This window comes from Nitratidesulfovibrio sp. HK-II (genome assembly GCF_003402415.2).
GTDB lineage: Bacteria > Desulfobacterota > Desulfovibrionia > Desulfovibrionales > Desulfovibrionaceae > Cupidesulfovibrio.
This window is the reverse complement of the sequence record NZ_AP036014.1, coordinates 52,437-78,660: the sequence shown is the minus strand read 5'-3', so window position 1 is coordinate 78,660 and position 26,224 is coordinate 52,437. Positions and strand designations below refer to the sequence as shown.

The following is a 26,224-nucleotide window of genomic DNA, read 5'->3' as shown; positions in this document are numbered from 1 at the left end:
AAGATTCGTTTGTTTACGAAGGGAGCGTACTTTTGTCGTACGTGACCGGAGTAAAAAACGAATCTGACGCAGCCGGAGAGCGAAAGAACGCAGCGCGCCCCGCTACACCTTCAGCGTGCCCCTGAAATCATCCCATTGCTCAATGCCCATGCGCTCGCACAGGGCGGCCAGGTCGTCCACCAGGCGGAACACGAAGTCGGGGCGGATGAAGTTGGCGGTGCCCACCTGCACGGCGTGCGCGCCGACGAGCAGGAATTCCAGCACGTCCTCCGCGCTGGTGATGCCGCCGATGCCGATGACCGGAATGGACACGGCTTTCGCCACCTGCCACACGCAGCGCAGGGCCACGGGCTTGATGGCCGGGCCGGACAGGCCGCCCACCACGTTGGCCAGCAGGGGCTTGCGGGTGTTGATGTCCACGCCCATGCCGGTCAGGGTGTTGATGCAGGACAGCACGTCGGCCCCGGCGTCTTCCACGGCGCGGGCCATGTGGGCGATGTCGGTGACGTTGGGCGACAGCTTGACGATGACCGGCTTGCTGCCCGCGCGCATCTTCACCGCCTCGGTCACCTTGGCGGCCTGACGCGGGTCCTGGCCGAAGATCACGCCGCCTTCCTTCACGTTGGGGCAGGAGATGTTCACTTCCAGCGCGGCCACGCCCTCTTCGGCGGCCAGCACGGCGGCCAGTTCGCCGAATTCGCCGGGGTCGCAGGCGTACAGGTTGGCCACGATGGGCACCTCGCGCCACGGGAGCTTGGGCAGGGTGGTGCGCACGAAGTACTCGACGCCGTCATTCTGCAACCCCACGGCGTTCAGCATGCCGCAAGGCGTTTCGGCCACGCGGGGCATGGGGTTGCCCCGGCGCGGGGCCAGGGACAGGCCCTTGACCACGATGCCGCCGAGCCTGGTCAGGTCGCCGTAGGGGGTGAACTCCACCCCGTACCCGAAGGTGCCCGAGGCGGTCATGACCGGGTTGTTCAGGGTCAGCGGGTGCAGCCCGCCGGGAAGGGTAACGTGCATGTCGATCATGAGTGTATCCTGCTCCTCGTCCTGGCCCTAGCGTTCGCAGGCCTGCACGGGCGCATCGGCAGCCGTGGGCGGGGCGGCGGTTTCGTCGTCGAAGGTGATCTGTTCCGCCCAGAACACGGGGCCCTGGGTGCAGGTCTGCACGTTGCCGCCCGCCCTGGCCGGGTCGGGCCACTGCTCGGTGGTGCGGCACACGCAGCCCAGGCACGCGCCCACGCCGCAGGCCATGCGCGTTTCCAGCGAAAGCTGGGTGCGCACGCCGTATTCCAGCGCGAACGAGCGCACCGTGCGCAGGAAGGGGGTGGGCCCGCAGGCCAGCACCAGCCCGTTCTGGTCGCGGAATTCGCGCATCCTGCGGCCCATGGTCTCGATGAACCGCGAAAGGTCTTCGGGACCTTCCTCGTGGTGGCTGTCGGCCATGATCTTTTCGTTGATGCTCTCGAAGGGGTAGCACCCCAGCGGCATGCGGTGGCCGAAATCCATCCACAGGTTCCACGGCTTGGGGTGGGTGTGGGCATAGCCGATGAACGGCGCGATGCCGATGCCCCCGGCCAGCATCAGGGTGGGGGTGTCCGGCTCCATGGCGAAGGCGTTGCCCAGCGGGCCCCACACGTGCACCACGTCGCCGGTGCGCAGTTGGGCAAGGCGCGCGGTGCCGCGCCCCACCACCTGGAAGAAGATGACCAGGTCGCGGGCGCTGATGCGGCAGATGGAGAAGGGGCGCGCCCACAGCATGTCCAGCGCCCATCCGGCGGGGCGCAGCATGACGAACTGGCCGGGCTTCCAGTCGGCCCACTGGGGGCGTTCCAGGCGCAGGGCGAAGAAGCGGGCCTCGCCGCCGGTCTGTCCGAAGGGAACGAGGTCGAGCACCGTCAGGTCGGTGCAGGCGGGTGTGTTCATGGCGGTGATGGTGTCCTCGAAAAGAATGTGGCCGCGTCGTGTGGCCGCCGGGGTGCGGGCGCACCCGGAGACGGCAACCGCGCGTGCCCCCCGTGCATACGGGTGTAGTCGGCGGCGCGGGCCGGGTCAAGCTCCGGTGGACGGTGCGGGGCCGCGCACATGGCCCGGTACGACGCGGATGCGGCCCAGATACGATGAGGACGTGATGAGGATGCGATGCGGATGCGCCCCCCCGCGCCACCTCCGGAAATGGGCGCGAACCATTGCGGTTGCCATGCGGGCGTTCTATGGTTAGATGCACTGCTCCCCGTGCGGCCACCGCGACGTCATCACGTCACCGCCGCCACGCAGCCCCCCGCGCGCGCCGATCCTTCATCCGGCCTTTTCCGCCGGGCGGGCATCCCCCCAACGCATAGTGCATCCCCCTGCGGAGAAACATAGTCATGTCCAGCAAGCCTTCACGCCCCGCATCCGGCCCCAAGGGCGCCGCCGCCACGGGCAAGCGCCCGGCCGGTCCGAAAAAGCCCGACGCGACCGGGAAATCCGGGAAGTCCGGCAAGCCCGATACGGGCGACGCCCCCCGCTCGCGCGGGCGTGACGACCAGCAGTCCCGCGCCCCCCGCCCCGCACGTCCGGCCCGTAAGGACAGCGGCGCGCAGGCCGAACGCGAGGACCGCCCCACCCGCACCCGTCGACCGCAGCAGGAAGACGGGCAGGATGCGCAAAAGCCCACCGGCCCGCGCGGCGGCAAGCGCCCCGCTGGCCAGGGCGGTCCGCATGGCGGGCAGCAGGGCAAGCCGACAGACAAACAGTCGGGCAAGCCGTCCGACAGACAATCCGGCAAGCCGTCCGGCAAACAGTCCGGAAAACGCTCCGGCAAGCGGGACCACGACGACTGGACAACCGACCCTCGTGGCGGTGATACCCGCGCCGGGGAACGCCGCGACAGTCGCCGGGACAGTGGGCGTGATGACCGTTCCGGCCCCCGCGCGGATCGTCCGTCGCGCCCTGCGCGTCCGAGCAATCCGGCCCAATCCTCGGGCAAGGCCGACGAATTCGTGGACGACCGCGCCCCGGAACGCGAGCACCGCCGCACCCGCCTGACCGACGCGGAACTGGCGGAACTGCTGCCCCCCAGCGGGACCGCCTCGGCCGCATCCGGCAGTGCCGCGCCAGCCCAGGCGGACGGCCTGCGCACCCCCGAAATCCTCGCCCCGGCGGGCGACATGCCCGCCGCGCTGGCCGCCTTCGCCGCTGGAGCCGACGCGGTGTATCTGGGCCTGAAACATTTCTCGGCCCGCATGCAGGCGGAAAACTTCTCCACCGGCGAACTGGCCGCGCTGACGGACCTGGCCCACTCCGAGGGCCGCCGCATCTACGTTGCCATGAACTCCATGCTGAAGCCGGGCGACACCGACGCCGCCGGACGCCTGGTGGCCCGTCTGGCCCGCGACGTGCGGCCCGACGCGCTCATCGTGCAGGACCTCGGCATGCTGGACATCGCCCGGCAGGCCGGGTTCACGGGCGAGATGCACCTGTCCACGCTGGCCAACATCACCCACCCCGCCGCGCTCACCGTGGCGCGCCAGTTGGGGGCCAGCCGGGTTATCCTGCCGCGCGAGCTGAACATCGACGAAATCCGCGCCTGCGGAACCGCCTGCCCGGACGGGCTGGACCTGGAATTCTTCGTGCACGGCGCGCTGTGCTACTGCGTGTCGGGCCGCTGCTACTGGTCCAGCTACATGGGCGGCAAAAGCGGCCTGCGCGGCCGCTGCGTGCAGCCCTGCCGCCGGGTGTACCGCCAGAAGGGCCGCGAGGGGCGCTTCTTCTCGTGCCTGGACCTTTCGCTGGACGTGCTGGCCAAGACGCTGCTGTCGGTGCCGCACCTGGCCTCGTGGAAGATCGAGGGCCGCAAGAAGGGGCCGCACTACGTGTACTACGCCGTGTCGGCCTACCGCCTGCTGCGCGACAACCCGGACGATCCCAAGGCCCGCAAGCAGGCCGAGGACATCCTGGAGATGGCCCTTGGCCGTCCCGGCACCCACGCCCGCTTCCTGCCCCAGCGCGGGGGCGACCCCACCGCCCCCGGCGAGCAGACCAGTTCCGGCCTGCTGGCGGGCAAGGTGGGCCAGACCCCGGAGGGCGGCATCTACTTCAGGCCGCGCTTCGAGCTGCTGCCGCAGGACCTCCTGCGCATCGGCTACGAGGACGAATCGTGGCACACCACCCTGCCGGTGGCCCGCCACATCCCCAAGGCGGGCACCTTCAACCTGCGCCTGCCGCGCCACAAGACGCCCAAGCTGGGCACGCCGGTGTTCCTCATCGACCGCCGCGAACAGGAACTGACGCGCGAGGTGCGCACCTGGCAGTCCAAGCTGGAACGCCACCGCGACGCCCGCCGCGAAGGCGGCCCGGTGGAATTCGCCCCCACCTACCCCGCCCCCGGCAAGGCCGCGCGCCCGCTGGACGTGATCCTGCGCGGCTCGCTGCCGCACGGCCGCGAGGGCAAGGCCGGGGTGCGGCCCGGCACGGTAATGGGCCTGTGGCTGTCGCCGAAAGCCCTGCGCGAGGTGTCGCGCACGCTGTACCCGCGCATCTCGTGGTGGCTGCCCCCGGTGATCTGGCCGGACGAGGAGGCCCAGTGGCTGCGCATGGCCCGCGAGGCCGTCCGCGACGGGGCGCGCCACTTCGTGCTCAACGCGCCGTGGCAGGTCAGCCTGTTCGGCGATGCGCACGCCAGACGCGACCTGTCGCTGACGGCTGGTCCCTTCTGCAACACCGCCAACCCGGCCGCGCTGGCCGTACTGCGCCAACTGGGCTTTGCCGCTGCCATCGTCAGCCCCGAACTGCCCGGAGAGGACATGCTGGCCCTGCCGCGCCAGAGCTGCCTGCCGCTGGGCGTAGTGCTGTCCGGCTACTGGCCCATGGGCGTCACCCGCCACCATCTGGAGGGCCTGAAGCAGGGCGAGCCGTTCAACAGCCCCAAGAACGAGGTGTTCTGGGCCCGCCGCTACGGCCAGAACACCTGGATCTACCCCGGCTGGCCGCTGGACATAGAGGACCGCCGCGCCCAGCTGGAATCCGCCGGGTACACCCTGTTCGTGCGCATCGACGAGCACCCGCCCCAGACCGTGCCCGAGCCGCGCCGGACCAGTCCCTTCAACTGGGATATTCCGTTGCTGTAGCCAAATCGGAGCTTCCGCCCGACCGAAATGCAAAGACGCCCCCTGTCGCAGAGGGCGTCTTTGCGTTTTCGACAACCCGAAATTCTTGCGGGGGAGGGACCCTTTTGCGGCAGCCGTAGGCGAGTCTCCGAGCCGTACGGATGGCGTCCGCAAAGCGTGTAAAGGGTCTCCTCCCCCGCACCCCCTCCCCCCAAAACTTTTAATATTACGTCAACAGCCCGCCCCCCAGCATGGGGCGTCGTTTTTTCATGCACGCAAGCATTCCGGTTGAGCCTGCCCTACCCGAACAGCCGCGCAAGATGCGCCTTGTACCGTTCGCAGTCTTCCTCGATGCGCGGGTTCTTGACCACGTCGTGGCAGCAGAAGGTTTCCAGCGGCGTCATGCCGAAGAACCGGAAGTTCATGTGCGCGGGAAAGAACAGGTCGTCCACGGTCTTGCCGCCGAACAGGTACTGCCCGGCATCGCCAAAGGCCTCGGCGGGCGCGTTGAAGGTCAGCGAAAGCATGTACTGCCTGCCGTGCAACGCCCCACCGGAGCCGTACTGCCGTTCCGGCGCGGAGCGGCTGCGGCCGTCGCCCTGGCACAGCCTGCCGTCGGTACCCATGGAATAAACGTGGTCCATGTACTTCTTGCAGCTCCATGCAAAGCCCATCCAGTTCACCGGCGACTGCACGATGATCCTGTCCGCCCACAGGTGGCGGTCGATTTCCTCCGCCACGTCGTAGGGCTTGCTGGTTTCGGTGACCTGCACCGTGTGGCCCAGCCCTTCCAGCGTGGTGCGGGCCAGTTCGACCAGGTGGCGGTTCAGTGTGCCGGGTGAAAAGGGATAGGGCTCGTGCCCGTTGATGATCAGGACGTTCATGGCAACCTCGCTGGGCTGTGCGCCCGCCCGGCAGAAACAGGCTGCCGGGCATCGGGCGCGGTTTGGTACTGTCCCACAAATATCCCGCTGGGCGGCCCGGTCAAGCAGGCACTTTTTGGTGCGTGGGGGGGGGCCACCATGGGCCACCATCCGAGGCGACGGCACCCGCAGCCCCGTTCCGCACCAACGACAAAAGACGCCCCCTCCGGCAGGTAGGGGGCGTCCTTGTTTCGCGCGTCCGGGCTTCAGGCGGGCCCTTGGCGCGTGGCGGTCGAATGGGGCGAGCGTTACGGGGCCAGCGTGGGGCCAAGCCCCATGGCCACGCCCAGCACCACGCCCATCAGCACGGCCAGCATCAGGCGCACCAGCACGGGCGGGCGACGGTCGGGGCGGGGCTGAATGACGGCAAGTGCGAACATGGCATGCTCCGGATACTGTTGCCGGGTGATGGAGCGGGCGGCCAAGACCATCCTGAACCGCCTGTCGTGCTCCACCTGTCCGTACGCACCAACCGGCCACGGGGGCCGAGTGCATGGTCTGGACGCTACGGCGCACCGAATGATATGTCCAATTCGATTTTAAGGGCCAATCAATATGCAGAGGATATCAATCATGGAGTTGCGCCAGCTGCGTTATTTCCTGGCCGTGGCGGAAGAACTGCACTTCGGACGGGCCGCCCGGCGCATGCACGTTTCGCAGCCGCCGCTCAGCCAGCAGATTCAAGCGCTGGAAGAGGAGCTGGGGGTGCGCCTGTTCGAGCGCACCAGCCGCACGGTGCGGGCCACCCCTGCGGGCGAGGCCCTGCGCGACGACGTGCAGGCCCTACTGGCCGGACTGGACGCGGCGGTGGAACGGGCGCGCGGCGCGGCGCGGGGTGAGCGGGGGCGGCTGCGGCTGGGCTTTGTGGTCAGCGCGGCGGCCACGCGCTTTCCGCAGGCGGTGGCAGCCTACCGGGCGCACTGCCCCGGCGTGCGGCTGGAACTGCGCGAAATGGGCACCCTGCTGCAACTGCGGCGCATCGAATCCGGCGAACTGGACGTGGGCCTGTTGCGCAACCTGGACGGCCTGCCGGAGGGCTTCGACCATGCCCCCTTCCTGCGCGAACCGCAGGTGGTGGCCCTGTCCGCGCAGCATCCGCTGGCCAGCCTCCGGGTGGTGCCCCTGGCCGCGCTGGCCGGGGTGCCGCTGATCCTCTACCCACGCCGGGTGTTTCCGGCGGCGTACGACGCCGTCATTGCCGCGTGCCGTGCGGCGGGCTTCTCGCCGGAGGTTCCGCAGGAAGCGGTGGGCCTGAACACCCAGCGCGCCCTGGTGGCGGCCGGGGTGGGCGCGGCCATCGTACCCGCTTCCGCCCGCAGCGAACCGCGCGAGGGCGTGGTGTACCGCGACGTGGCGACAGGCAACGGGGCAACGGGCCATACGTCCGGCCTGCCGGATATCCGGCCAGGCTTGCCGGACATTCGTCTGGACCTGGTGTGGCGCGCCGGGCGCGACGATGCCCTGTTGCGCGGCTTTCTGGACGTGGTGGGCAGTTTCGGCGGCGAGGGGGATGCCGCAGCGGCGAACGGCAACGCCACACCGTTCCTCAAGAGGGATTTCGGCGGGGCGGACGGGCCGAACGGAGAGGACGCGGAGAGGGAGACCCCGGCGGACTGACGTTGGGCGCGGCCCCGGCACCCGGAAGGGCGGGAAGTCCTACCCGCCCAGCCAGAGCACCAGCGGCGGGCAGAAGGTCACCAGCAGCAGGTCGATGAGCAACACCACCAGCAGGGGCACGATGGCCCGGCTGATGGCCGAAAGCGGAATGCGCGCGATGGAGCATGACACCACCAGGCACACCCCCAGCGGCGGGGTGAGCATGCCGATGGCCAGGTTCACCACCACGATGACCCCCAGGTGCACCAGGTCGATGCCCAGCGCGGGCAGCAGCGGCGCCAGCACCGGCACGAACAGCAGGATGGCGGCGGTGGTTTCCAGAAACGCGCCCACCACCAGCAGCAGCAGGTTCACCAGCAGCAACAGGACGATGCGGTCCCCGGACAGGGACAGCATCCACGCCGCGATGGCCTGCGGCAACCGCTCCAGCGCCATCACCCATCCGAACAGCGAGGCGGCGGCGATGATCAGCATGACCACGGCGGAGGTCACACCGGCGCACAGGGCCAGGCGCGGCAGGTCGCGCCAGCGCAGTTCGCGGTGGGCGTACAGCCCCACGGGCAGGGCATAGGCCACGGCCATGGCCGCCGATTCGGTGGCGGTGGCCACCCCCCCGATGATGGTCCCCAGAATGATGGCGGGCGCGCCCAGCGCCCACGCCCCGGAGCGGATGGCGGTCCACAGCGCCCGCGCGTCGAAGCGCCGCTCCGGCACCCGGCCCGTGCGCCGCGCCTCCACAACGCACAGGGCCACCAGCGACGCGCCCATAAGCAGCCCCGGCAACAGCCCGCCCGCGAACAACCGGCCGATGGAGGCCCCGGTGAGCGCGCCGAACACGATCATGGGAATGCTGGGGGGAATGATCACCCCGATGCACCCCCCGGCGGCCTGCACCGCGCCCGCCAGCGGGGCCGGATAGCCACGCCGGACCATGGCCGGGATGAGAATGGACCCCACGGCCGCCGTGTCGGCGGCGGCGGATCCGGACACCCCGGCGAAGAACATGGCCGACACCACCGAAACCGCCGCCAGGCCGCCTGGCAGGTGGCCCACCAGGGCGTCGGCCAGGGCCACGATACGCCGCGAAATGCCCCCGGCGGACATCAGTTCACCGGCCAGCATGAACAGCGGCACGGCCAGCAGCGGAAAGGAATCGGCCCCGGCATACAGCCGCTGCACGGCCAGCATGGGCTCCAGCCCGCCGGGCATGGACAGCCCCTTGGCCAGCACGGCCGCAAAGGCCGCCCCCCCCAAGGCCACGGCCACCGGCGCGTTCAGCGCGAACAGCAGCACCATGCCGCCGAACAGGATCAGGGCCACCATGTCAGCGGCCCTCCGGCGTGGTGGTGTCTGCGGCTGTGGCCCCGAAAGGCGGCGCGGCGGCCAACCTGGCACCGCGATCACCCCTCAGGCTGCTCTCAATGCCTGCGTTTTGGGTGCCTCCGGCGGCCAAGGGGCTATCGCCCCTTGGAACCCCACATCCTTCAGAGCTGGCCGCACCGGGCCACAGATGAGACAACAGGTCCGCCAGTGCGTGCAAGGTCAGCAGCGCCCCGCCCACGGGCACGGCCGCGAAGACCACGGCGCGCGACACGCCCAGTGCCGCCGTTTGCTGCGGCAGCAGGAACAGGGTGAACCGCGCGCCGTGCCAGGCCACGGCCCCGAAGAACGCGCAGCACACGCACAGCACCAGCAGCCGCGCCCGCCACGCCCATTGCGGCGAAAGGCGCGCCACCAGCGCGTCCATGCCGATGTGCGCACGGCCGCGCCATGCTACCGACGCCCCGATGAAGGTCAGCTGCACCAGCAGGGCGCGGCCCAACTCCTCGGACCAGAACAGCGAATGGTTGAACGCGTAGCGAAAGATGACCTGCGCGGTGAGCAGCCCGGCCATGGCCAGGGTGGCCACGGACAGCCACAGGCGGGCCAGCGCGTCGCAGCGGTCGGCCACGACGAAGAGCAGGCGCGCGGCGGCGGGTCCGGCAGTTCCGGCAGGTCCGGCAGGACCGGCAGGACCGCCGGAACCGGGGGGTGCGGGCGACAACGCGGCCCCCATGCTCGCCCCTAGCGTCCCACCGCCGCCAGCACGCGGGCCAGCATCTCGCGGGTGCGCGGTTCGGCGAACAGGGGCCCCTGGCGCAGCGCGTCGGCGCGGGCGCGGAACGAGGCCAGGTCCGGCGCGTCCACCACCTGCATGCCCGCCTCGCGCAGGCGGCGCAGGTAGTCTGCGTCCTTCTCGCGGTTGTAGGCCCGCTGGTACGCGGCGGCGTCGGCCATGCACCGCATGACCAGCGCGCGGTCGGCCTCGGGCAGGCCGTTGAACCAGGCCAGGTTGGCGAGGTCGGCGTGGGCGGAATAGACGTGCCCGGTCAGCGAAAGGTGTTTCTGCACCTCGGGCATGCGGTATTCCGCCATGACCCACAGCGGGTTTTCCTGCCCGTCGATGGTGCCCTGCTGCAATTCCGCGTAGATGGGCCAACCCATGGGCGTGGGGTTGGCCCCCAGGGCGCGCCACAGTTCGCGGTGCAGGGTCGATTCCAGCACGCGGACCTTCAGGCCGCGCACGTCGTCCACGGTGCGCACCGGGCGCACGTTGTTGGTCAGGTGGCGGAAGCCGTTCTCGGAAAAGTGCAGCCCCTTCAGGCCCACCCGCTCCAGCGCATCCAGCAGCGCCCTGCCTGTCGGCCCGTCCAGCACGCGGTCGGCCTCGGCCGCGTCGCGGAACAGAAAGGGGTAGTCCAGCACCTTCACCTCGGGCACGAACGGGTCGAGCACGCCCAGGGTGATGATGGCCAGTTGCACGCCGCCCAGTTGGAGCTGTTGCAGGATTTCGGTCTCCGTGCCCAGGGTGCCGGAATGGTGCACCACCACGCGGTACGCCCCGCGCGAGCGTTCTTCCAGCAACTGGCGGAACCGCTCGGCGCAGACATGCTGGGCCGAGCCGGGCGTGGTCACCACGGCCAGGGTCAACTCCGTGGGGGCGCTGGCCGCAAGGGCGGGCCGGGCGGTGCCGGACAAGGCTGCCGCGATGCAGGCCAGCGTCAGGACGAGGACCGCGACAACGGCCGATGGCGTGCGTTTTGGTCTGGACGGGGCGGCATGTGCGGACAGCCCGGACGGCAACGGGGGGTGGCAACGGAAAAGGCGGTGCATGGTGGGTCCTCGCCGGTACGGTGGAAGGGGCCGGCCGTCTGGCCAAACATCCGACAGAACGTCTGGCCGGACATCCGGCAGGTCGTCTGGCCGGGGGGATGCGGCAGGGGGCGGCAGTCGCGTCGGTATCGTCAACTCTGCGGAAAGCGCACGATGTCCCATCGTGAACCACCTGCCACTACAGGTTGAAATACCGGTAGCCGTATGATAAGCACGCGATATTCGCGGCTCGGCTGCATCGCATGCCCACCCGAAAGCGGGTCGACTGTGCCCGGCTGCTGCCCAAGTGCTGCGTCAGACGGCGACGGGCGCGCACCATAGCCGCTCGGGCGGCGGGGTTCAACCCCTGTCGGCGCGTCCCGCCAGCGCGTCCCGGCGGTGTATTCCACCGGTTGCGCTCCGCCAACGATGCCTCCGGATACCCTTTGCGGGCATTTCCAGCCTAGCACACAACACCGCGACGCGCACCCGCGCCACGCCGCCCATGCCCCCCGCCGCGACCTCAGGACACGGGCGCGCATCCCCACGGCTTCGCACGACCAGAGACACACCAAAGGATCACCATGACCGAAGGCAACCTCACCCACCGCGACCTCGCCCGCATGCTGGGCGTCTCCGAAACCACGGTCAAGAGCTACCGTCGCAAGTTCCCGGACTGCATCCCGGTGGCCAGCCAGGGCAAGCCCATCCGCTTCACGGCAGAGGCGGCGGCGGTTTCCCTGCGCATCCGCGACCTGTTCGAGATGGGCATGTCGGTGGAAGAGGTGCGCGCCCGCCTGGCCTCCGAATTCGCGTGGATAGCGCCGGAAGCCCCCGCCCAGGGGCAGGACGACGGCGACGAGCCCGCCGCCCCGCCGCAGCCCGCGCGCGTGGAACTGCCGCAGGACTTCACCCTGGCCGTGAGCAACCTGGCCAAGAGCATGGTGGGGCTGACCCAACAGCAGAACGCCATCCTGAAACGGGTGCAGCACGTCGAAACCCTGCTTGGCGGGCTGGTCCAGGGCGGCGAAGGGGCGACAGGCGTGGCAGGTGCGCTCGGCCGCCCCGCCTGGCTGGACGAGGCGCAGACCCTGGCGGCACGGTTCGAGGCGCTGCTACGCGCCCTATCCGCCGATGCGGCGCAGGGTGCGCCCGTGGCCCCGGCGATTTCCGCGCCCACCGAACCCGGCGCGCCCACAACGTCCGGCACGCCCGCAACGCCGCAAGCGGAAGCCGGTTCCGGCGATCCGACCGCCGAATCCACCGGGGTCGACCACGCCCGCGGGGACGGCCCCGCCACTGCCGCCAACCCTGCCAGTTCCGGCGGCCGGGTCGTGCCCTTCCCTGGCGGCATGGCCGCACCCGCCCCCGGCGCCCCAAACTCCCTCGACGCACCCGAGGCATCTTACCCCGCACAGCAAGACCCGCCCCGCCACCTGCTGGCCCTGCCGCTGGTGGTGCAGTCGCCCCAGGGCGAATTCCTGGGCGTGGCCGGGCGGGCGCGCGGCCGCTTCTGCATCAACGACCTGAAGGCCATGCTGGCCTTCGCCTTCCAGCCGCCGGACCACTACGCCCTGCGCGGCGAAACAGCCGAGGATGGCGGCTGGTGGCTGACCCTGGAACAGCCCCAGGCCGCCGAACCCTACGACGTGGTGCTGCTGGTGGACGAATCGGTCACCCCGCGCGGCAACCAGGTGGCCGTGGTGCGCCGCTACATCGCCAACGGCGTGGAGGCCCACCCCACGGAAATCTACGGATTCCTGCGCGCCGTGCAGGGCTAGCCGGACGCGGGGCCTCGGCTTCGCTTCCGGGCCGGGCGGCCCTTTCCGCGCGACAGGGGGCCGCGCCGCCGCGTTGCCCGGATGCGCCAATCGACTTGCAACGCCGGGGCATCTCGCGCATTCTGCATGGATGGTCCCTCGTGGGCCACGGCGCAGTGCCGCCCCTGCCGGACTGCCTCGGACGCGTCCATCCACATGGCCCGGAATGGCCTGGCCAGGCGCGCCGGAACACCGTGCCGCCTTTCACCGTCGCGAACGGGTCGGCGGCCCGACCCGGGAACCCGACACCACACCGGACAGCGGGCACCCCACCGGGCGTTCGTGACCTGGCGGCAGGCCGTCCCCGCATGCCGCCCGACACACGTTCGACGAATTGTAACATCCGTGTGACGGGCACGACACGAACCCGCGCGAGACCAAGAGGATGAAACAGTACTCCCTGCGCAAACGGCTCGTCGTGGGCACCTGGCTGCTGCTGATCGTGGCGCTGCTGCCGCCCTATCTCTATTTCGACAAGACCCTGCGCCGCGACGTGCTGCTGGAGGCCAAGGCCCGCGCCGCCGAGAACGTGGACACCACGTACTGGCTGCTGCGCGAGCACCAGGCCTTTCCCTCGTACCAGTCGCTGAACTCCTGGGTCACGGAGATGTCGCGCCGCACGGGCATCCGCATCACCTACATCGTGGGCGGCCGGGTCATGGCGGATTCCGACGTGCCCTACGAGCGCCTGACCACGCTGGAAGACCACGCAGGCCGCCCGGAGGTGGTGCTGGCCCAGGCGGGCACGCTGGGCACCGACGTGCGCTTCAGCGCCACGCTGGGCAAGGACCTGATCTACGCCGCCCGCAAGGTGGACGGCATCGCCGGGCTGGACCCCGGCACCCTGCGCCTTGCCCTGCCGCTGTCGGTGGTGCACGACCGCCTGGACCGCATGGAAAAGGGGCTGGTCTGGGCCTTCCTGTTCTCGCTGCTGGCCAGCGGCGCGCTGGGGCTGCTGGTCACGCGGCCGCTGCTGCGCGGCATAGAGACCATGGCCATGGCCGCGCAGGCCATCGGCCAGGGGGAATTCGGCCGACGCATCCGCGACATTCCCGGCCGCGAGCTGCGCCCGCTGGCCCACGCCATCAACGGCATGGCCCACAACATAGAGCAGCACCTGCACCAGCTGAACGAACAGAAGGGTCGGCTGGAGGCCGTGTTCAACGGCATGCACGAAGGGGTCATGGTGCTGGACGCCGCCGGACGCATCGAATCCATGAACCACGCCCTCACCGCCATGTTCACGGGCATCGGCAACAAGCTGGGGGCAACCCCGCTGGAGGCCACCATGAAGCCCGAGCTGCAGCGCATGGTGGACGAGATGCTGGTGGCCCCCGACCCGCGCGGCGCGAGCATGCAGACCGACCTTGGCGAGGGGCGCGCCTTCGAGATTTCGCTGGTGCCCTTCCGCGACGCATCGGGCCAGCGCATGGTGCTGGTGTTCCACGACACCAGCGAGCGCGAAAAGCTGGAGCGCATCCGGCGCGACTTCGTGGCCAACGTCTCGCACGAGCTCAAGACCCCGCTCACCAGCATCAAGGGCTACGCGGAAACGCTGCTGGAGGCCCCGCCCTCTTCGCGCGACCAGATGTCCGCCTTCCTGCGCACCATCCTCAAGAACGCCAACCACATGACCAAGATGGTCAACAGCCTGCTGGTGCTGGCCCGTTCGGAACACAAGGGCGAGAAGGTGGCCCTGACCGGGGTGGACGCCGCCGAGGTGCTGCGCCAGACCGTGCGCGAACTGGAACCGGTGGCCGCGCAGAAGGAGATCGTGCTGGAAAACGGCGTGGGGGCCGCCCCGCTGTTGGTTCTGGCCGACCGCGACGGACTGGTGGAGGTGTTCCGCAACCTGCTGGACAACGCCATCAAGTACAGCCCGGCACGCACGAGGGTGGCCGTTTCCGCCACCGCCGCCGATGGCCGGGTAACCCTGTGCGTGAGCGACCAGGGGCCGGGCATTCCGGAAAAGAGCCGCGAGCGCATCTTCGAGCGGTTCTACCGCCTGGACCGCGACGGCGACGGCGCCAAGAACGGCAGCGCGGGCCTGGGCCTGGCCATCTGCCGCCGCATCGTCATGAGCCACGGCGGCGACATCTGGGTGGAAAGCCCGCTGGATGCCGCCACCCGCACCGGGGCCGCGTTCTTCGTGATGCTGCTCGCCCCCCGGCCCGAAGACGAGGCGTCGAACGGCGAGGTGGCGGACAGCGGCGAGGGCGTGGGTATGGCTGCCGTGCCCGATGCCGCAGCAGACGGATTCCATGCGTCGGACGCACAGGCCGCACCCGACGCACAGGCCACGGCGGCAGCATCCGGCGTGCCGGACGAACCCGCCGGTACCCCGCGCAAGGCATGACCATGCGCCCGCCCACTCGCGGCGGGCAACGGGCAGACACATCACGGCAATTGCTTTCCGGCCCGGCCTCATTCCACGGGGACGCCACGCGGCGTCCCCGTTTGCATTGGGGGCGGAGGCGAAGGCGACGCGCCTACGCGGAATGGCCGCAACGCGGCCCCGACGTTGAGGGATGGCGCGCAGCTGACCGCCACGCCCAATGCAATGAGCCCGCCACTGCCGCGCGGGGCGCGGAAACGACGGGCTGTGGGGGACGGTGCGGAATCGCCGCGCCTCCGGCACGCGGGAGAGGCCGGAAGAACAGCGGAAGGTGGGGCGGAGGTTACTTCATGCGGTAGGTGATGCGGCCGCGCGTGAGGTCGTACGGTGAAAGCTCTACCTTCACACGGTCGCCGGGCAGGATGCGGATGTAGAACTTGCGCATCTTGCCGGAGATGTGGGCCAGCACTTCGTGGCCATTCTCGAGCTCCACGCGGAACATCGCGTTGGGCAGGGCTTCCTGCACAACGCCGTCAACCTCGATGGCATCTTCCTTCGCCATGGTTCCTCCGTCTCGTTCTCGCGAACCCCGTTCCAGCGGGGCGAATCAGCTTCACCGCCATTCCACAAAACGCTGGTTTTGTCAACAAAACCGCGCCGCACAAGGGTTCGCGAGCCATTGCGCACGCCGGAAAAACAGGTGGACCGCCCTGACGGGATGACGGAGTGACGGGCGGAAGAGCCGCCTTCCCGCCTGCCGAACGCCGGAACCGCCCCCGCATGATCCCCTGGACGGCATGATCCTGTAGTCGGCGGGGCCGTCCCGCCGTGTCTAGCGGGCGGAGGGGTCCCCTTGCGCCGCGCGGCCGCGCAGCAACAGCCACAGCCCCACGCCGAACAGCGGCAGGCACAGCACCTGGCCCATGGTCAGCCAGCCGAAGGCCAGGTAGCCCAGTTGCGGATCGGGCTCGCGCACGAATTCCACGGCGAAGCGGAACACCGCATACAGCAGGCCGAACAGGCCGGACACCGCGCCCACCGGCCGCTTGCGGCCGGAGAACCACCACACGGCGGCGAACAGCACCACGCCTTCCAGCGCGGCCTCGTACAATTGCGAGGGGTGGCGGGGAAAGGGGCCGCCATCGGGAAACACCATGGCCCACGGCAGCGTGGTGGGCGCGCCCCACAGTTCTCCGTTGATGAAGTTGCCGATGCGGCCGAAGAACAGCCCCGGCGGAATGAGCGGGGCCACGAAATCCACCACGGACATGAAGTCGCGCCCGCTGCGCCGGGCGTACATCCACACCGCGAACAGCACCCCCAGCAGCCCCCCGTGAAAGGACATGCCCCCGTGCCATATCTGCAGGATGGCTGCGGGCTGGCTGACATAATAGGCCAGATCGTAGAACAGGATGTAGCCCAGCCGCCCCCCCAGCACCACGCCGAAGATGGCCCAGGTGACCATGTCGTCCACTTCCTGCGGCTGCCAGCCGCTGCCCGGCTGCGCGGCACGGCGACGCCCCAGCCACCAGCCGGACACGAAACCGAACAGGTACATCAGCCCGTACCAGCGGAACTGCAGCGGGCCGATGGAAATGGCCACGGGGTCTATGCGGGGGTATGCGAGCATCGGACGGCTCCGGGTGATGCTGATGGTTGCGGAAAGGGCGCGAACGGGACCAGGCCCGGCGGAGCGCCCGAGCCTGTGGTACGGCCCGCGCCCGCTTCCGTCAATGTCGGGCACGTGGCGGAACGGTGAACGCGCCGGGCCGGGAAATCGCCAGCCATCGGCGCGCCACCGTCCCGACACGGCAGGACACCGGCGCGCCCCGGCCAGCGCTTGTCCGTCCGGGTTTCCGGCCGTTTCGCGCCCATTGCGCACAACACTGTTGACAACCCGAGGGGTTTCGGGCAAGAACCTACTTCCGCTTGGGGCTGTAGCTCAGTTGGGAGAGCGCTTGAATGGCATTCAAGAGGTCAGGAGTTCAATTCTCCTCAGCTCCACCAGAATTTCGCAGGGGTTATCCGAAAGGGTAACCCCTGCGCCTTTTTGCGTTCCACACGCCACACAGGAGAGGACAACATGGCATTCGGCACGTGGTTCACCTACTTCCTGCTCATGACGGCCATCGCCTACACGCCGGGGCCCATGACCATGTTTTCCATGTCCACCAGCGTGCGCAACGGGTTCGCGCGCACCCTGCCCGCCATTCTGGGCGGTTCGTGCGCCTACTGCGCGCAAATGGTGGTGGTGTACTTCGGCCTTGGGGCCATCGTGCAAGGCTCGGTGGTGGTGTTCAACTGCATCAAGTGGGTGGGGGTGGCGTACCTGCTGGCGCTGGCCCTGAAGAGCTGGCGGAGCCCCCCCATGACAGTGGGGGACATGAACGCCCGCCCCGCGCCCACGCCGCGCAGGCAGTTCTGCCTGGGCTTCGCCACCGGCATGTCCAACCCCAAGTCCATCCTGGTCTTCACCGTGCTCTTTCCGCAGTTCATCGAACCCGCGCACTATACCGGGCACTTTCTCATTCTTGCGGCCAGCTTCTTCGTCATCCAGGGCAGCAGCGCGGTTTCCTACGCGCTGTTCGGCGCGCGGGCCTTCCAATGGCTGCGCGGCCGGTCGCTGGAGCATATCCAGAGCAAGGTCACGGCCACCATCCTGTGCGGCGCGGCGGGCATGCTTGCGGCCAGCAGGCGGTAGCCCGCGCCAGCGCGGCCCTCTCTTCCGGACCGACCCATTCCGCCTCGCCCCGGCTTCACCCGCGCCGTTGCCCCTCTCACATGCTTGACTGTTCGCGCAGTTCATGAAGTGGGGCGCTTCGCGCGCCTTTGATTCACCCGCTCTCGCCGCCGGCAGTCCTCCTCCCGCCCGTCGCAGTCTCCTGCGCGTTCACCCGACCGTCTGCCAGCGGTCGGCAATCCGTCATTCATCGCTGGCAATCTGCGGGATATACTTCCCGCTCTCTTGCCGCCCGGATACACTCTTCACATCCGGGGCGCAGCCCCGTCCTGGCGCCCCCCCACCCGGTGCGCACGAACCCACAGGAGCCCCGCATGCGGTCCATCAAATTCACCCTGCTGGTGGGGCTTTGCCTCACCGTCATCATCCCGTTCGTCGTCATCTACGCCATCATCCACGCGCGGGTCAGCGACCAGGCCGTGGCGGCGTTTTCCACGGCCACGCGCAACGAGATCATGCAGGTGGACAGGGCCATGGGCTTTCTGCTGGACGACGCACGGCGCAACGCGGCCATGATCGCCGCAAGCCCCCTCAACGCCCTGATCGACGAGCGGGTGACCAGCTACCTCGGCCCCGAGGAAAAGCCCCGCACCCCCGCGCCGGCCGACACCTACGGCCAGCAGATGAGCCCGCTGCTGCAATGGATCAAGACCACCCACCCCAGCTACGACAGCGTATACGTTGGCACCCGCTGGGGCGGCAACGTGCTCAGCAACGTGCAGGGCACCCGCAAGAGCTACGACCCGCGCACCCGGGTGTGGTGGCAGGTGGCGCTGAAGGACACCACCCAGCCGCAGGTCACCGCCGCCTACAAGGGCACCACCGGCGACGCCATGATCAGCGTTGCCAAGGCCTATGTGCGCGGCGGCGAAACCGTGGCCGTGGCCGCCATAGACCTGACCCTGAACGAACTGTCCGACACCATGGCCACCATCCGCCTGGGCAAGAGCGGTTACGTGCTGCTGGTGCAGGGCGACGGAGCCGTCGTCGCCAACCCGCGCGACAAGACCATGAATTTCAAGAACATCGCCGATGCGGGCGACCCGGCGTTCAAGACCCTGTTCGACCTCGGCTCCGGTTCGGCCGAGGTGCGCATCGGCGGCACGCAATGCCTGGCCGAGGTGTTCACCTCGCCCGCGCTGGGCTGGCGGTTCATCGGCATCATCGACAAGGCCGAGGTGCTGTCCGGGGTGAACGACCTGCTGTGGCAGATCGGCATCGTCATGGCCGTTTCCGTGGCGGCCATCCTGGTGGTGCTGGGCCTGTTCATGGACCGGCTGGTGGTGCGCGGGCTGCTGCGGGTCACCGCCTTCCTGCGCGAGATATCGCAGGGCCGCTACGCCTCGCGCATCGGTCTTTCCCGCCGGGACGAAATCGGCCAGATCTACGCCGCGCTGGACGAGATGGCCGCCACGCTGGAAGGCAACATCGCCGAAATCACCCGCAAGACCGAAGAGGCCGAACGACGCGCCCGTGACGCGCAAGAGGCCACGGCAGAGGCGCAAGCCGCCCGCGCCCAGGCCGAGGTGGCCCAGCGCGAGGGCATGCAGGCAGCGGCGCTGCGGCTGGAGGACGTGGTGGCCCACGTGGCCGCCGCCTCGGCCGAAATCGCCCGCCAGACCGGGGAAATCCGCCACGGGGCCGAGGTGCAGGGCCAGCGCATCGCCGAAACGGCCACGGCCATGGAAGAGATGAACGCCACCGTGCTGGAGGTGGCCCGCAATTCCGGCGAGGCGGCCACCGAAAGCGCCAACGCCAAGGAAAAGGCCCAGGACGGCGAACGCACCGTGCAGCGCTCCATGGAGGCCATGCAGGCCACCCGCGACCGCACCATGGACCTGAAGGCCAACATGGACAAGCTGGGGCAACAGGCGGAATCCATCGGGGCCATCATGAACGTCATCGAGGACATCGCCGACCAGACCAACCTGCTGGCGCTGAACGCCGCCATCGAGGCGGCCCGCGCCGGTGACGCCGGGCGCGGATTCGCCGTGGTCGCCGACGAGGTGCGCAAGCTGGCGGAAAAGACCATGGGGGCCACCAAGCAGGTGGGCGATTCCATCCGGGCCATCCAGGCAGAGGCGCGCCAGAACATGCTGGCCGTGGACGGCGCGGTGCAGGACATGGAGCGGGTGGTGGAGCTGACCGGCGCGTCCGGCCGGGTGCTGGACGAGATCGTGCGCGGGGTGGAAACCTCGGCCGACCAGATCCGCAGCATCGCCACCGCCGCGGAGCAGCAGTCCGCCACCAGCGACGAGATCAACCGGTCCATCGACGAAATCAACCGCATCACGGCGGACACCGCCAATGGCGTGGCTCGCGCGGCCGAGGCCGTGCACGACCTTTCCGGCCAGATGGCCCAGATCGCGGGCATCATCAGCGAACTGAAGGGCGGGAAGTAGCGCCCCGACAGGCCGTGACGACAGGCCTGGCACGGGACGGAACGCGCCCAGCGGTCGGCCCCGGCGAAGAGAAAGACATTGCAACGACAATGGGCCGGTCCATGGCGGACCGGCCCATTGTCGTCGGGAAATGCATGTGCGCCGCATCGCGCCGTCCCTTTCCCTCAAGGGCGGGCAAGGCGGCGTGCCGTCAGCCCCTGGCAACCGCCGCGCATTCCTCCAGCAACGCCTCCCAGGCCCCCACGGTGCGGGAAAGGGAAAAATCCCCGGCCCGCGCGTGACCGGCGGCCGCGCGGACGACATCGACGCACGGGGCGTCACCCAGCAAAGGCTGCAACGCATCCGCGAGGGCTGCGGCATCGCCCACGGGCACCAGCGTGCCGAATTCGCCGCCCTGCAACACCTCGGAAGGCCCGCTGGGGCAGTCCGTCGCAACCACGGGCAGGCCAAGCGCCAGGGCCTCCACGATGACCAGGGAAAAACCCTCGAAGGCCGAGCTCACGCCCAGGGCGCGGGCATGGCGCATCAGCGGCCAGGGGTTCCGGAAGCCCGGCAGCAGCGTCGAATCGGCCACGCCCAGCCGTCTCGCCTCCGCCTCCAGGAACGGGCGCTCCGGCCCTTCCCCCACGATGCACAGTGCCTGCCGCCCGCCGCGCTGGCGCAACAGGGCATGCGCCCGGATAAGCACGTGAAAGGCCTTTTGCGGCACCAGTCGGCCCACGCCCAGCACCACGGGGTCACGGAAATACGGGGCCAGCGATTCGGGCAGCGGTTCTTCGGACCCGCGCCGTATCCTGTCGATATCCACGGGGTTCCACAGCACCCGCAGGGCGGCATCGCACCCCGGCAGCAACGCCGCCGTGGAGGCACGCACCCCCTCGCTGACGCAGACCAGCCTCCGGCATCGCGCTGCGGCCGCGCCCAGCAGGGTGGCGTACAGTCGGCCGTAGCCCTTGCCCCGTTGGGCCAGATAGCCGGGAACATCCTTGTGCAGCCAGCCCACGGCCCTGCCGCGCGGGGCCAGCACCGCGGCGGCCAGCAGGCTTTGCAGTTCCAGCGTGCCCACCACCACGTCGCTGCGCGCGCAGTCGCGCCGAATGCGAGCCAGATTGCGCAGGGCTGCCCACGCCGTGGCATCCTTTGGCATGAGCAGGGGCACGTCCGGGGGCACTTCGGCCGCCAACCCGGGCAGATGGCGCAGGCAGGCCACGGTGGGCGCAAAGCGGCGGCGGTCCAGTTCGCGCGCCAGCAGGAGGGCCAGTTGCTCGGCCCCGCCTCCGTGGCTGTGCATGAGCAGTTGGCAGCGGATCATGCGGCTGCGCCTTCCCCGCGCATGCCCGCCGCGCCGTCATCGGCCGCGCCGCGCGCCAACGCCAGCAAACAGTAGAACGGCAACGCGATCAACGGATTGCGGATGTCGAAAGACCCCAATGACGCCACCAGCAACATGACCAGCCACGGGCCGCAGAACGCGCTGGCGAACGACAACGCTGCCGAGTCGGGGGCAAGCGCGTGCAGACGCCGCAGCCGTCGCCAGAGACAATACAGTCCGAAGGCGGCCGCAAGCACCACGGGGAATCCGTATTCAGCCAGCAGTTCCGGCAACGCGGAAAGGATGGGCAGCCTGCCGCGCACCGCCCAGCACGCCAACTCGTAGTCGCCCATCGCGGCGTGATAGCCCTCGCGTTCCAGAACATGCGGCGAGGACCAGCCCCGTCCCACGCCGACCAGGGGATGCTCCCTCGCCGTCCCCAGCAGTTCGCGCGCTAGCACGTAGCGGGGCAGGTGTTCGATTTCGCCGGTCTTGAGCCGGTTGATGAATGGGCGGGCATGATCTGGAATATGATCCACCGCCAGCGCTGCCCAGCTTGCACACACGATGACAAGACCCAGCAGGGCCACCCCGGCGCGGGGATACCGCCTGAAGGCCGCACGGGCTAGCAACGCTACCGCCGCCAGCACCAGCACCAGGCCCGTGCTGGTCAGGGCCAGCACCATGAACAGGCACGAACCCGCCACCAGGCCATACCCCACCCTGCGCGCCGCGCCATCGGCAAGCCCGGTCAGTCCGAACCCCAGGGGTACGAAGAGCACGCCCAGCATGACCGCCAGTGCCGACGCCTCCTCGAACGTCCCGTTGATGCGCAAGATCGTCAGCGCGTAACTGCCGTTGGAATAAAAGTCGTAGACAGCGTCGCCCCAGCGCGCTTCAAACACGGCGGCAAGGCCCCGCAGAAATTGCGCATAGCCTGCCATCTTGTCCGGCCCGACGAGCCCGAAGCCCACGCCATAGGCGTACACGCCCTGCAGCGCGCACAGCGCGCACAATGCCACGAATCCGGCAACACCCCCGCGCACCACGTTGCGGCGGCTGGCGGAATCTCCCATCAGCAGGTGGCACAATTCCATGAAGAACGCGATGAACGGCATCTGCATGCCCAGCTTCACCAGCGAAACCGCCACGGCCCGCCAGGCGGGCACGCCTTCGACCGGAAAGCGCAGGGCGCTGTTCCACGCCGCCACGCCCTGCACAGCCAGAATCAGCGCCGCCACGGGCAGCAGCGGCAGCATGCGCCGCCACGCCCGGCGGGGGTTCCACGACCCGCTCGCCCATGCCCAGCACAGCACGGGAAGCGCCACGTAGAACAGCAGATGCTGCATGTGGTAATTGGGAATGAACGTGAAAATCCAGCGCTGCCAGAGGGCGATGGGAACCAGCGCGAAGGCGAACAGCGGAAGAAGGCGGATCATGCCCCGGCTCCGCTCCGCCTGCCTGTCATGATGAAGCACAGCAACTCCCGCAGGTACGGCAAGACGTTACGCAGGTTCTCCATGCGACGGTGCCCGTGCCACACGGAATCGATGCCCACGAGGCAGGCCGGGTAATACACGCAGTGCAGGAACACCAGCCTGGCGTATACGGCCAGAAAGTCCCGAAACACCCCGCGTTTCTTCAGGAAGGCGCGCAGGTCCGCAAGGCTGTCCATGGCCTCGCAGCGCATCATGATGTCCGACGAGACGCTGTGGTCGCGCCGGATGTAGGTATAGACCACCCCTGGGCAGAGCGCCACGCGGGGGCCGCAGGCCAGGGCCTTGTACACGAACACCCCGTCCTCGAACATCTTCGACGCGGGAAAGGTGATGTCGTTGGCCAGCAGGAACTCCTTGCGGAACAGCTTGTTCCACACCGGGGCCAGAATGTCTGTCCTGTGGCGCAGCGGCGTTCCGGGGCGTTCGTCGGCACGGACGGTGAAGGATGTCGCCCGCCTGTGCACGGCATACCCGGCGATGACCATGTCCGCGCCATGCCGCAGCGCGGCGTGGTGCAGGGTCTCCAGCATGTCCGGCGCGGGGATGTCGTCGGCGTCGGCAAAGGCCACGTACTCGCCCGATGCGGCGGCGATGCCCAACTGGCGCGCCCGGCCCGTGCCCACCGGATTGGCGGGGGTCACCAGCGTCACCCGGCCGGGATGCTCACGCGCCCAGGCGCGACACATCTCGCCCGAACCATCGTCGGAGCCGTCGTCCACGAGCACGATCTCCGCATCTGCCAGCGTCTGCGCAAGCAGGACTTCCATGGTCTGCGCAAGGTAGCGGATGGCGTTGCGAACGGGCACGACGACGCTGACGGTGACGGGCATGCGGTTTCCCTGGCTACGGATGATGGCGGGCGGGCCGGGGCGAATGGGGGCTGGCCCGGCGCAACGCGATGAACAGGATGACGAGGATCAGCCCTTCCATTCCCCCCGAAAGCCATGTCCCGGCCACGACGCCGTAGGTGCCCGCCAGCGGAAGCGCGGCCGAGAGGCCAACCAGCGACGACGCGCCGATGGCCAGCGTCAGCGCCCGCTCCCTGCCCTGCGGGACCAGGCCCAGCGTGCCCAGCACGCAGTTGAGAGGCAGCAGCACCAGCAGCGGGCACAGCCAGCGCAACAGCGGAGCGGCTTGCGCGTACTCCGGGCCCATCGCCACGCTGACGAGCCAGGGCGCAAGCCCCCAGACCGCCACCGCGCCGACCCCCATGGCCGCGCCCGTGGCCACCAGCACGCGGCGCAGCACGTCATCTCCGCGCCCCTGCCGCCGGGCGGCACACAATTCGGGGAACAGGGTAAGGATGACGGGCATGGTCAGGCTTACCAGCCCGCGCGCCATCTTGTCGCAAGCGATCAGCATGCCCATGTCCCGCGCGGGCAGCGCCCCGCCCAGCAACAGCGGCACGCCGTGCGTCTTGGCCATGGCTCCCAGGTGCGCCAGAAACAGGTGCCGTGCGTCGCGCAGGGCTCGCCAGCCCCCTGACAGGCGCATGGACGCGGCATGCGACCCAAGGCAAGAGAACACACGCCCGGTCAGCCATGCATACGTCCCCGCCCGGATCAGCAGCAGCAACAGCAGGTAGCGCGTCCAGTGCTCCGGCTCTCGGACCAGCGGCAGCATCAGGCACAGCACGGCCAGCCCTCCGCCCACTTCGCAGGCGGCCACCCGGGCGACCCCCGCGCCAAGGCCCTGAAAAAACCACAACGGATTGAACCCGAGCGCAACGCCGTTGGCCACGGCCAGCGCGAACCCCCACGGATATTGCCCTGCCAGGGGCAACAGCGCCCACCCCGCCACGCCCAGCACGGCGCAGACCGCCGCCAGCAGGCATTTCGCGGACAGGACGTCGGCCACGGTACGGCCGAGCGCCACGGGATCATCCCGATGCGTGGCCACATCGCGCACCGCGCCCAGCGCAAACCCCCACTCCACGCACATGCCCGCCACGGCCGACACCGCCAGCATGTACAAGGTCGCGCCGAACGATTCCGGACCCAGCACGCGGGAAAGATAGGGCAAGGCCAGCAGCGGCAGCACCATCTGCGCCGCCTGGATGGCCCCGAAGGAAAGGAAGGTGCGCAGGCGGGGCATGCGGGCAGCCAGGTTCCGCCTGATGTTCACGGGCTACCCCTTCGTCCTGGCCAGACGGCGGTACAACTCGGCGTAGGCTTCATAACTGCGCCCCGCGTCGTAGTGGTCGGCGATGCAGGCGCGGGCCGCCGCCCCCATGCGGGAGCGCAGCCCGGCATCACGCGACAGGCGGCGCACATGCTCGGCAAGCTCCGCGGCATCGTTGCCAAGGAACCCGGTCACTCCATCCTCGATGACCACCTCGTTGGAGGGAATGCGGGTGGCCACCACCGGCTTGCCGAGCGCCATGGCCTCGAGGATGCTGTACGAAAGCCCTTCCCAGCGGGACGTCTGCACGTAGATGTCCAGTTCCGCCACGCGGCTCAACGCGGCGGCCCGGTCAAGCCACCCCGTGCGCGTCACGTGCGGCGGCAGGCAGGCTGCGGCCGCCTCCGTGGCGCCGATCCACGTCCAGTCCACTTCACCGCGCAAGCGGCGGGCGATGTCGCCGAAAAGTTCCGGGGCGCGTTGCGGCACCGCACGACCGCAGGTGCCCGCCAGCACCCTCTCCCCGGCCCCGCTTACGGGCGCACTGGCCACCAGCGCGTCGAGAACGCACAAATCCACGGCGTTGCGCACGAACACCACGGTCCTGCCCCGTCCCGCCAATTGACGCGACAGCACGTACTCTTCCGCCCCACAGGCGGCAATGGCCTGCCCCGCGCGGGCGACAAGCCATTCCACACCCCGGAACGCAGCCCGCGTGACGGGTGCGACATCCGTGCGCAGAAAGGCGAAACCATGCGGCGTGTAGACCGAGGGCACGTGACGGTGCAGGGCGGCAATGCGCCCATACACACCCGCCTTGGAAGAATGACAGTGGACCACATCGGGCCGGATGCCATGGATCAGCGCGCTCAGCTCCCGGCAGGCCCGCAGGCCCGGCAGCACGCCCACCCCCATGGGCACGGCATGGAACTCCACGTCCGGCGGAAACTGGGACGCGAAATCCGGGGGGGTTTCCTCGCGCAGGGCATAGGCCACGGAATGGCGGAATCCCGGACGCACGGCATGGCAAAGCGTGGAAAGGGCCGTCAGGCAACCCGCCGCGAAGGATTCCACAATATGCAGGATGTGCATGGCAGACTGGATCCGACGCCCCGCGTCGATGTGCTCATGGAAGTTGGCGGATCGGACCTGCGCGTCCGATCCGGAAAGGGAACGCAAGGGAAAGCCGCCGCGTGGACATGCCGCGACGACAGATTCCCGGTCAGTTTCTGT

At 69.3% G+C, this 26,224-nt stretch carries 20 protein-coding genes and 1 tRNA gene; 7 read left to right on the top strand and 14 right to left on the bottom strand.

Annotation, left to right across the window (positions count from 1 at the left end; genetic code table 11):
* Positions 1-102: 102 nt before the first annotated feature.
* Complete coding sequence (locus tag RVX_RS00320; protein ID WP_172596631.1) at positions 103-1,029, bottom strand: dihydroorotate dehydrogenase; 927 nt, start codon at positions 1,027-1,029, stop codon at positions 103-105.
* A gap of 27 nt (positions 1,030-1,056) precedes the next feature.
* Positions 1,057-1,926, bottom strand: a complete 870-nt coding sequence (locus tag RVX_RS00315; protein ID WP_007525564.1) for a dihydroorotate dehydrogenase electron transfer subunit — start codon at positions 1,924-1,926, stop codon at positions 1,057-1,059.
* Between the two features lie 1,058 nt (positions 1,927-2,984).
* Here RVX_RS00315 and RVX_RS00310 point away from each other — a divergent pair.
* Positions 2,985-5,111 (top strand): peptidase U32 family protein, encoded by a 2,127-nt coding sequence (locus RVX_RS00310; protein ID WP_116307827.1) that lies wholly within the window; start codon positions 2,985-2,987, stop codon positions 5,109-5,111.
* Between the two features lie 278 nt (positions 5,112-5,389).
* Here RVX_RS00310 and RVX_RS00305 read toward each other — a convergent pair whose 3' ends face one another.
* Positions 5,390-5,974: an NAD(P)H-dependent oxidoreductase gene (locus RVX_RS00305; protein ID WP_116307282.1), complete on the bottom strand. Its 585-nt coding sequence runs from the start codon at positions 5,972-5,974 to the stop codon at positions 5,390-5,392.
* Positions 5,975-6,261: 287 nt separating this feature from the next.
* On the bottom strand, positions 6,262-6,393 hold the full coding sequence (locus tag RVX_RS00300; protein WP_268914475.1) for a hypothetical protein: 132 nt from the start codon (positions 6,391-6,393) through the stop codon (positions 6,262-6,264).
* A 193-nt stretch (positions 6,394-6,586) separates the two neighbouring features.
* Between RVX_RS00300 and RVX_RS00295 the strand changes: the two genes are divergently transcribed.
* Positions 6,587-7,630 carry a LysR family transcriptional regulator gene (locus RVX_RS00295; RefSeq protein ID WP_116307286.1) on the top strand — a complete coding sequence of 348 codons (1,044 nt, stop codon included), beginning with the start codon at positions 6,587-6,589 and terminating at the stop codon, positions 7,628-7,630.
* 39 nt (positions 7,631-7,669) lie between these two features.
* On the opposite strand, the gene RVX_RS00290 is transcribed toward RVX_RS00295, so the two are convergent.
* From RVX_RS00290 to RVX_RS00280, 3 genes are read right to left on the bottom strand one after another with little or no spacing between them, the layout of a single operon-like run.
* On the bottom strand, positions 7,670-8,953 hold the full coding sequence (locus RVX_RS00290; RefSeq protein ID WP_116307288.1) for a TRAP transporter large permease: 1,284 nt from the start codon (positions 8,951-8,953) through the stop codon (positions 7,670-7,672).
* Position 8,954: 1 nt separating this feature from the next.
* Positions 8,955-9,686, bottom strand: coding sequence for a TRAP transporter small permease (locus tag RVX_RS00285; protein WP_116307290.1), 732 nt, complete (start codon positions 9,684-9,686; stop codon positions 8,955-8,957).
* An 8-nt stretch (positions 9,687-9,694) separates the two neighbouring features.
* Positions 9,695-10,783, bottom strand: coding sequence for a TRAP transporter substrate-binding protein (locus RVX_RS00280; protein ID WP_230404728.1), 1,089 nt, complete (start codon positions 10,781-10,783; stop codon positions 9,695-9,697).
* Positions 10,784-11,346: 563 nt separating this feature from the next.
* Here RVX_RS00280 and RVX_RS00275 point away from each other — a divergent pair.
* Positions 11,347-12,543, top strand: coding sequence for a MerR family transcriptional regulator (locus RVX_RS00275; RefSeq protein ID WP_116307292.1), 1,197 nt, complete (start codon positions 11,347-11,349; stop codon positions 12,541-12,543).
* A gap of 424 nt (positions 12,544-12,967) precedes the next feature.
* Positions 12,968-14,938 carry a sensor histidine kinase gene (locus RVX_RS00270; RefSeq protein ID WP_230404729.1) on the top strand — a complete coding sequence of 657 codons (1,971 nt, stop codon included), beginning with the start codon at positions 12,968-12,970 and terminating at the stop codon, positions 14,936-14,938.
* 322 nt (positions 14,939-15,260) lie between these two features.
* Here the strand turns inward: RVX_RS00270 and infA are convergent, their stop codons facing one another.
* Together infA and lgt are read right to left on the bottom strand one after the other, a co-directional pair.
* Positions 15,261-15,479, bottom strand: a complete 219-nt coding sequence (infA, locus tag RVX_RS00265; RefSeq protein WP_007525542.1) for a translation initiation factor IF-1 — start codon at positions 15,477-15,479, stop codon at positions 15,261-15,263.
* Between the two features lie 270 nt (positions 15,480-15,749).
* Positions 15,750-16,547, bottom strand: coding sequence for a prolipoprotein diacylglyceryl transferase (lgt, locus tag RVX_RS00260; RefSeq protein ID WP_116307294.1), 798 nt, complete (start codon positions 16,545-16,547; stop codon positions 15,750-15,752).
* Positions 16,548-16,848: 301 nt separating this feature from the next.
* On the opposite strand from lgt, the gene RVX_RS00255 reads away from it, so the two are divergent.
* From RVX_RS00255 to RVX_RS00245, 3 genes are all read left to right on the top strand, one after another.
* Positions 16,849-16,924, top strand: a tRNA-Ala gene (locus tag RVX_RS00255).
* A gap of 76 nt (positions 16,925-17,000) precedes the next feature.
* Positions 17,001-17,618 (top strand): LysE family translocator, encoded by a 618-nt coding sequence (locus RVX_RS00250; RefSeq protein WP_116307296.1) that lies wholly within the window; start codon positions 17,001-17,003, stop codon positions 17,616-17,618.
* Positions 17,619-17,971: 353 nt separating this feature from the next.
* The gene (locus tag RVX_RS00245) at positions 17,972-20,059 is read left to right on the top strand and encodes a methyl-accepting chemotaxis protein (RefSeq protein WP_116307298.1); all 2,088 of its coding nucleotides are present in this window, start codon (positions 17,972-17,974) and stop codon (positions 20,057-20,059) included.
* Positions 20,060-20,249: 190 nt separating this feature from the next.
* Here RVX_RS00245 and RVX_RS00240 read toward each other — a convergent pair whose 3' ends face one another.
* The 5 genes from RVX_RS00240 to RVX_RS00220 are packed head-to-tail and all read right to left on the bottom strand — an operon-like array spanning position 20,250 to position 26,083.
* Positions 20,250-21,371, bottom strand: coding sequence for a glycosyltransferase (locus RVX_RS00240; RefSeq protein WP_116307300.1), 1,122 nt, complete (start codon positions 21,369-21,371; stop codon positions 20,250-20,252).
* On the bottom strand, positions 21,368-22,810 hold the full coding sequence (locus tag RVX_RS00235) for a hypothetical protein (protein WP_116307302.1): 1,443 nt from the start codon (positions 22,808-22,810) through the stop codon (positions 21,368-21,370). Before RVX_RS00235 ends, RVX_RS00240 begins: the two co-directional genes overlap by 4 nt.
* Complete coding sequence (locus RVX_RS00230) at positions 22,807-23,700, bottom strand: glycosyltransferase family 2 protein (RefSeq protein WP_116307304.1); 894 nt, start codon at positions 23,698-23,700, stop codon at positions 22,807-22,809. Before RVX_RS00230 ends, RVX_RS00235 begins: the two co-directional genes overlap by 4 nt.
* A gap of 13 nt (positions 23,701-23,713) precedes the next feature.
* Entirely contained in the window at positions 23,714-24,994 is a 1,281-nt protein-coding gene (locus RVX_RS00225; protein ID WP_116307306.1) for a lipopolysaccharide biosynthesis protein, read from the bottom strand.
* 3 nt (positions 24,995-24,997) lie between these two features.
* Positions 24,998-26,083, bottom strand: a complete 1,086-nt coding sequence (locus RVX_RS00220; protein WP_116307308.1) for a glycosyltransferase — start codon at positions 26,081-26,083, stop codon at positions 24,998-25,000.
* Positions 26,084-26,224 lie beyond the last annotated feature (141 nt).

Excerpts from the sequence above, each read along its gene's own strand:
- RVX_RS00320 (WP_172596631.1), bottom strand. The coding sequence starts at position 1,029 with ATGATCGACATGCACGTTACCCTTCCCGGCGGGCTGCACCCGCTGACC.
- RVX_RS00315 (WP_007525564.1), bottom strand. The coding sequence starts at position 1,926 with ATGAACACACCCGCCTGCACCGACCTGACGGTGCTCGACCTCGTTCCC.
- RVX_RS00305 (WP_116307282.1), bottom strand. The coding sequence starts at position 5,974 with ATGAACGTCCTGATCATCAACGGGCACGAGCCCTATCCCTTTTCACCC.
- RVX_RS00300 (WP_268914475.1), bottom strand. The coding sequence starts at position 6,393 with ATGTTCGCACTTGCCGTCATTCAGCCCCGCCCCGACCGTCGCCCGCCC.
- RVX_RS00295 (WP_116307286.1), top strand. The coding sequence starts at position 6,587 with ATGGAGTTGCGCCAGCTGCGTTATTTCCTGGCCGTGGCGGAAGAACTG.
- RVX_RS00290 (WP_116307288.1), bottom strand. The coding sequence starts at position 8,953 with ATGGTGGCCCTGATCCTGTTCGGCGGCATGGTGCTGCTGTTCGCGCTG.
- RVX_RS00285 (WP_116307290.1), bottom strand. The coding sequence starts at position 9,686 with ATGGGGGCCGCGTTGTCGCCCGCACCCCCCGGTTCCGGCGGTCCTGCC.
- RVX_RS00280 (WP_230404728.1), bottom strand. The coding sequence starts at position 10,783 with ATGCACCGCCTTTTCCGTTGCCACCCCCCGTTGCCGTCCGGGCTGTCC.
- RVX_RS00275 (WP_116307292.1), top strand. The coding sequence starts at position 11,347 with ATGACCGAAGGCAACCTCACCCACCGCGACCTCGCCCGCATGCTGGGC.
- RVX_RS00270 (WP_230404729.1), top strand. The coding sequence starts at position 12,968 with ATGAAACAGTACTCCCTGCGCAAACGGCTCGTCGTGGGCACCTGGCTG.
- infA (WP_007525542.1), bottom strand. The coding sequence starts at position 15,479 with ATGGCGAAGGAAGATGCCATCGAGGTTGACGGCGTTGTGCAGGAAGCC.
- lgt (WP_116307294.1), bottom strand. The coding sequence starts at position 16,547 with ATGCTCGCATACCCCCGCATAGACCCCGTGGCCATTTCCATCGGCCCG.
- RVX_RS00250 (WP_116307296.1), top strand. The coding sequence starts at position 17,001 with ATGGCATTCGGCACGTGGTTCACCTACTTCCTGCTCATGACGGCCATC.
- RVX_RS00245 (WP_116307298.1), top strand. The coding sequence starts at position 17,972 with ATGCGGTCCATCAAATTCACCCTGCTGGTGGGGCTTTGCCTCACCGTC.
- RVX_RS00240 (WP_116307300.1), bottom strand. The coding sequence starts at position 21,371 with ATGATCCGCTGCCAACTGCTCATGCACAGCCACGGAGGCGGGGCCGAG.
- RVX_RS00235 (WP_116307302.1), bottom strand. The coding sequence starts at position 22,810 with ATGATCCGCCTTCTTCCGCTGTTCGCCTTCGCGCTGGTTCCCATCGCC.
- RVX_RS00230 (WP_116307304.1), bottom strand. The coding sequence starts at position 23,700 with ATGCCCGTCACCGTCAGCGTCGTCGTGCCCGTTCGCAACGCCATCCGC.
- RVX_RS00220 (WP_116307308.1), bottom strand. The coding sequence starts at position 26,083 with ATGCACATCCTGCATATTGTGGAATCCTTCGCGGCGGGTTGCCTGACG.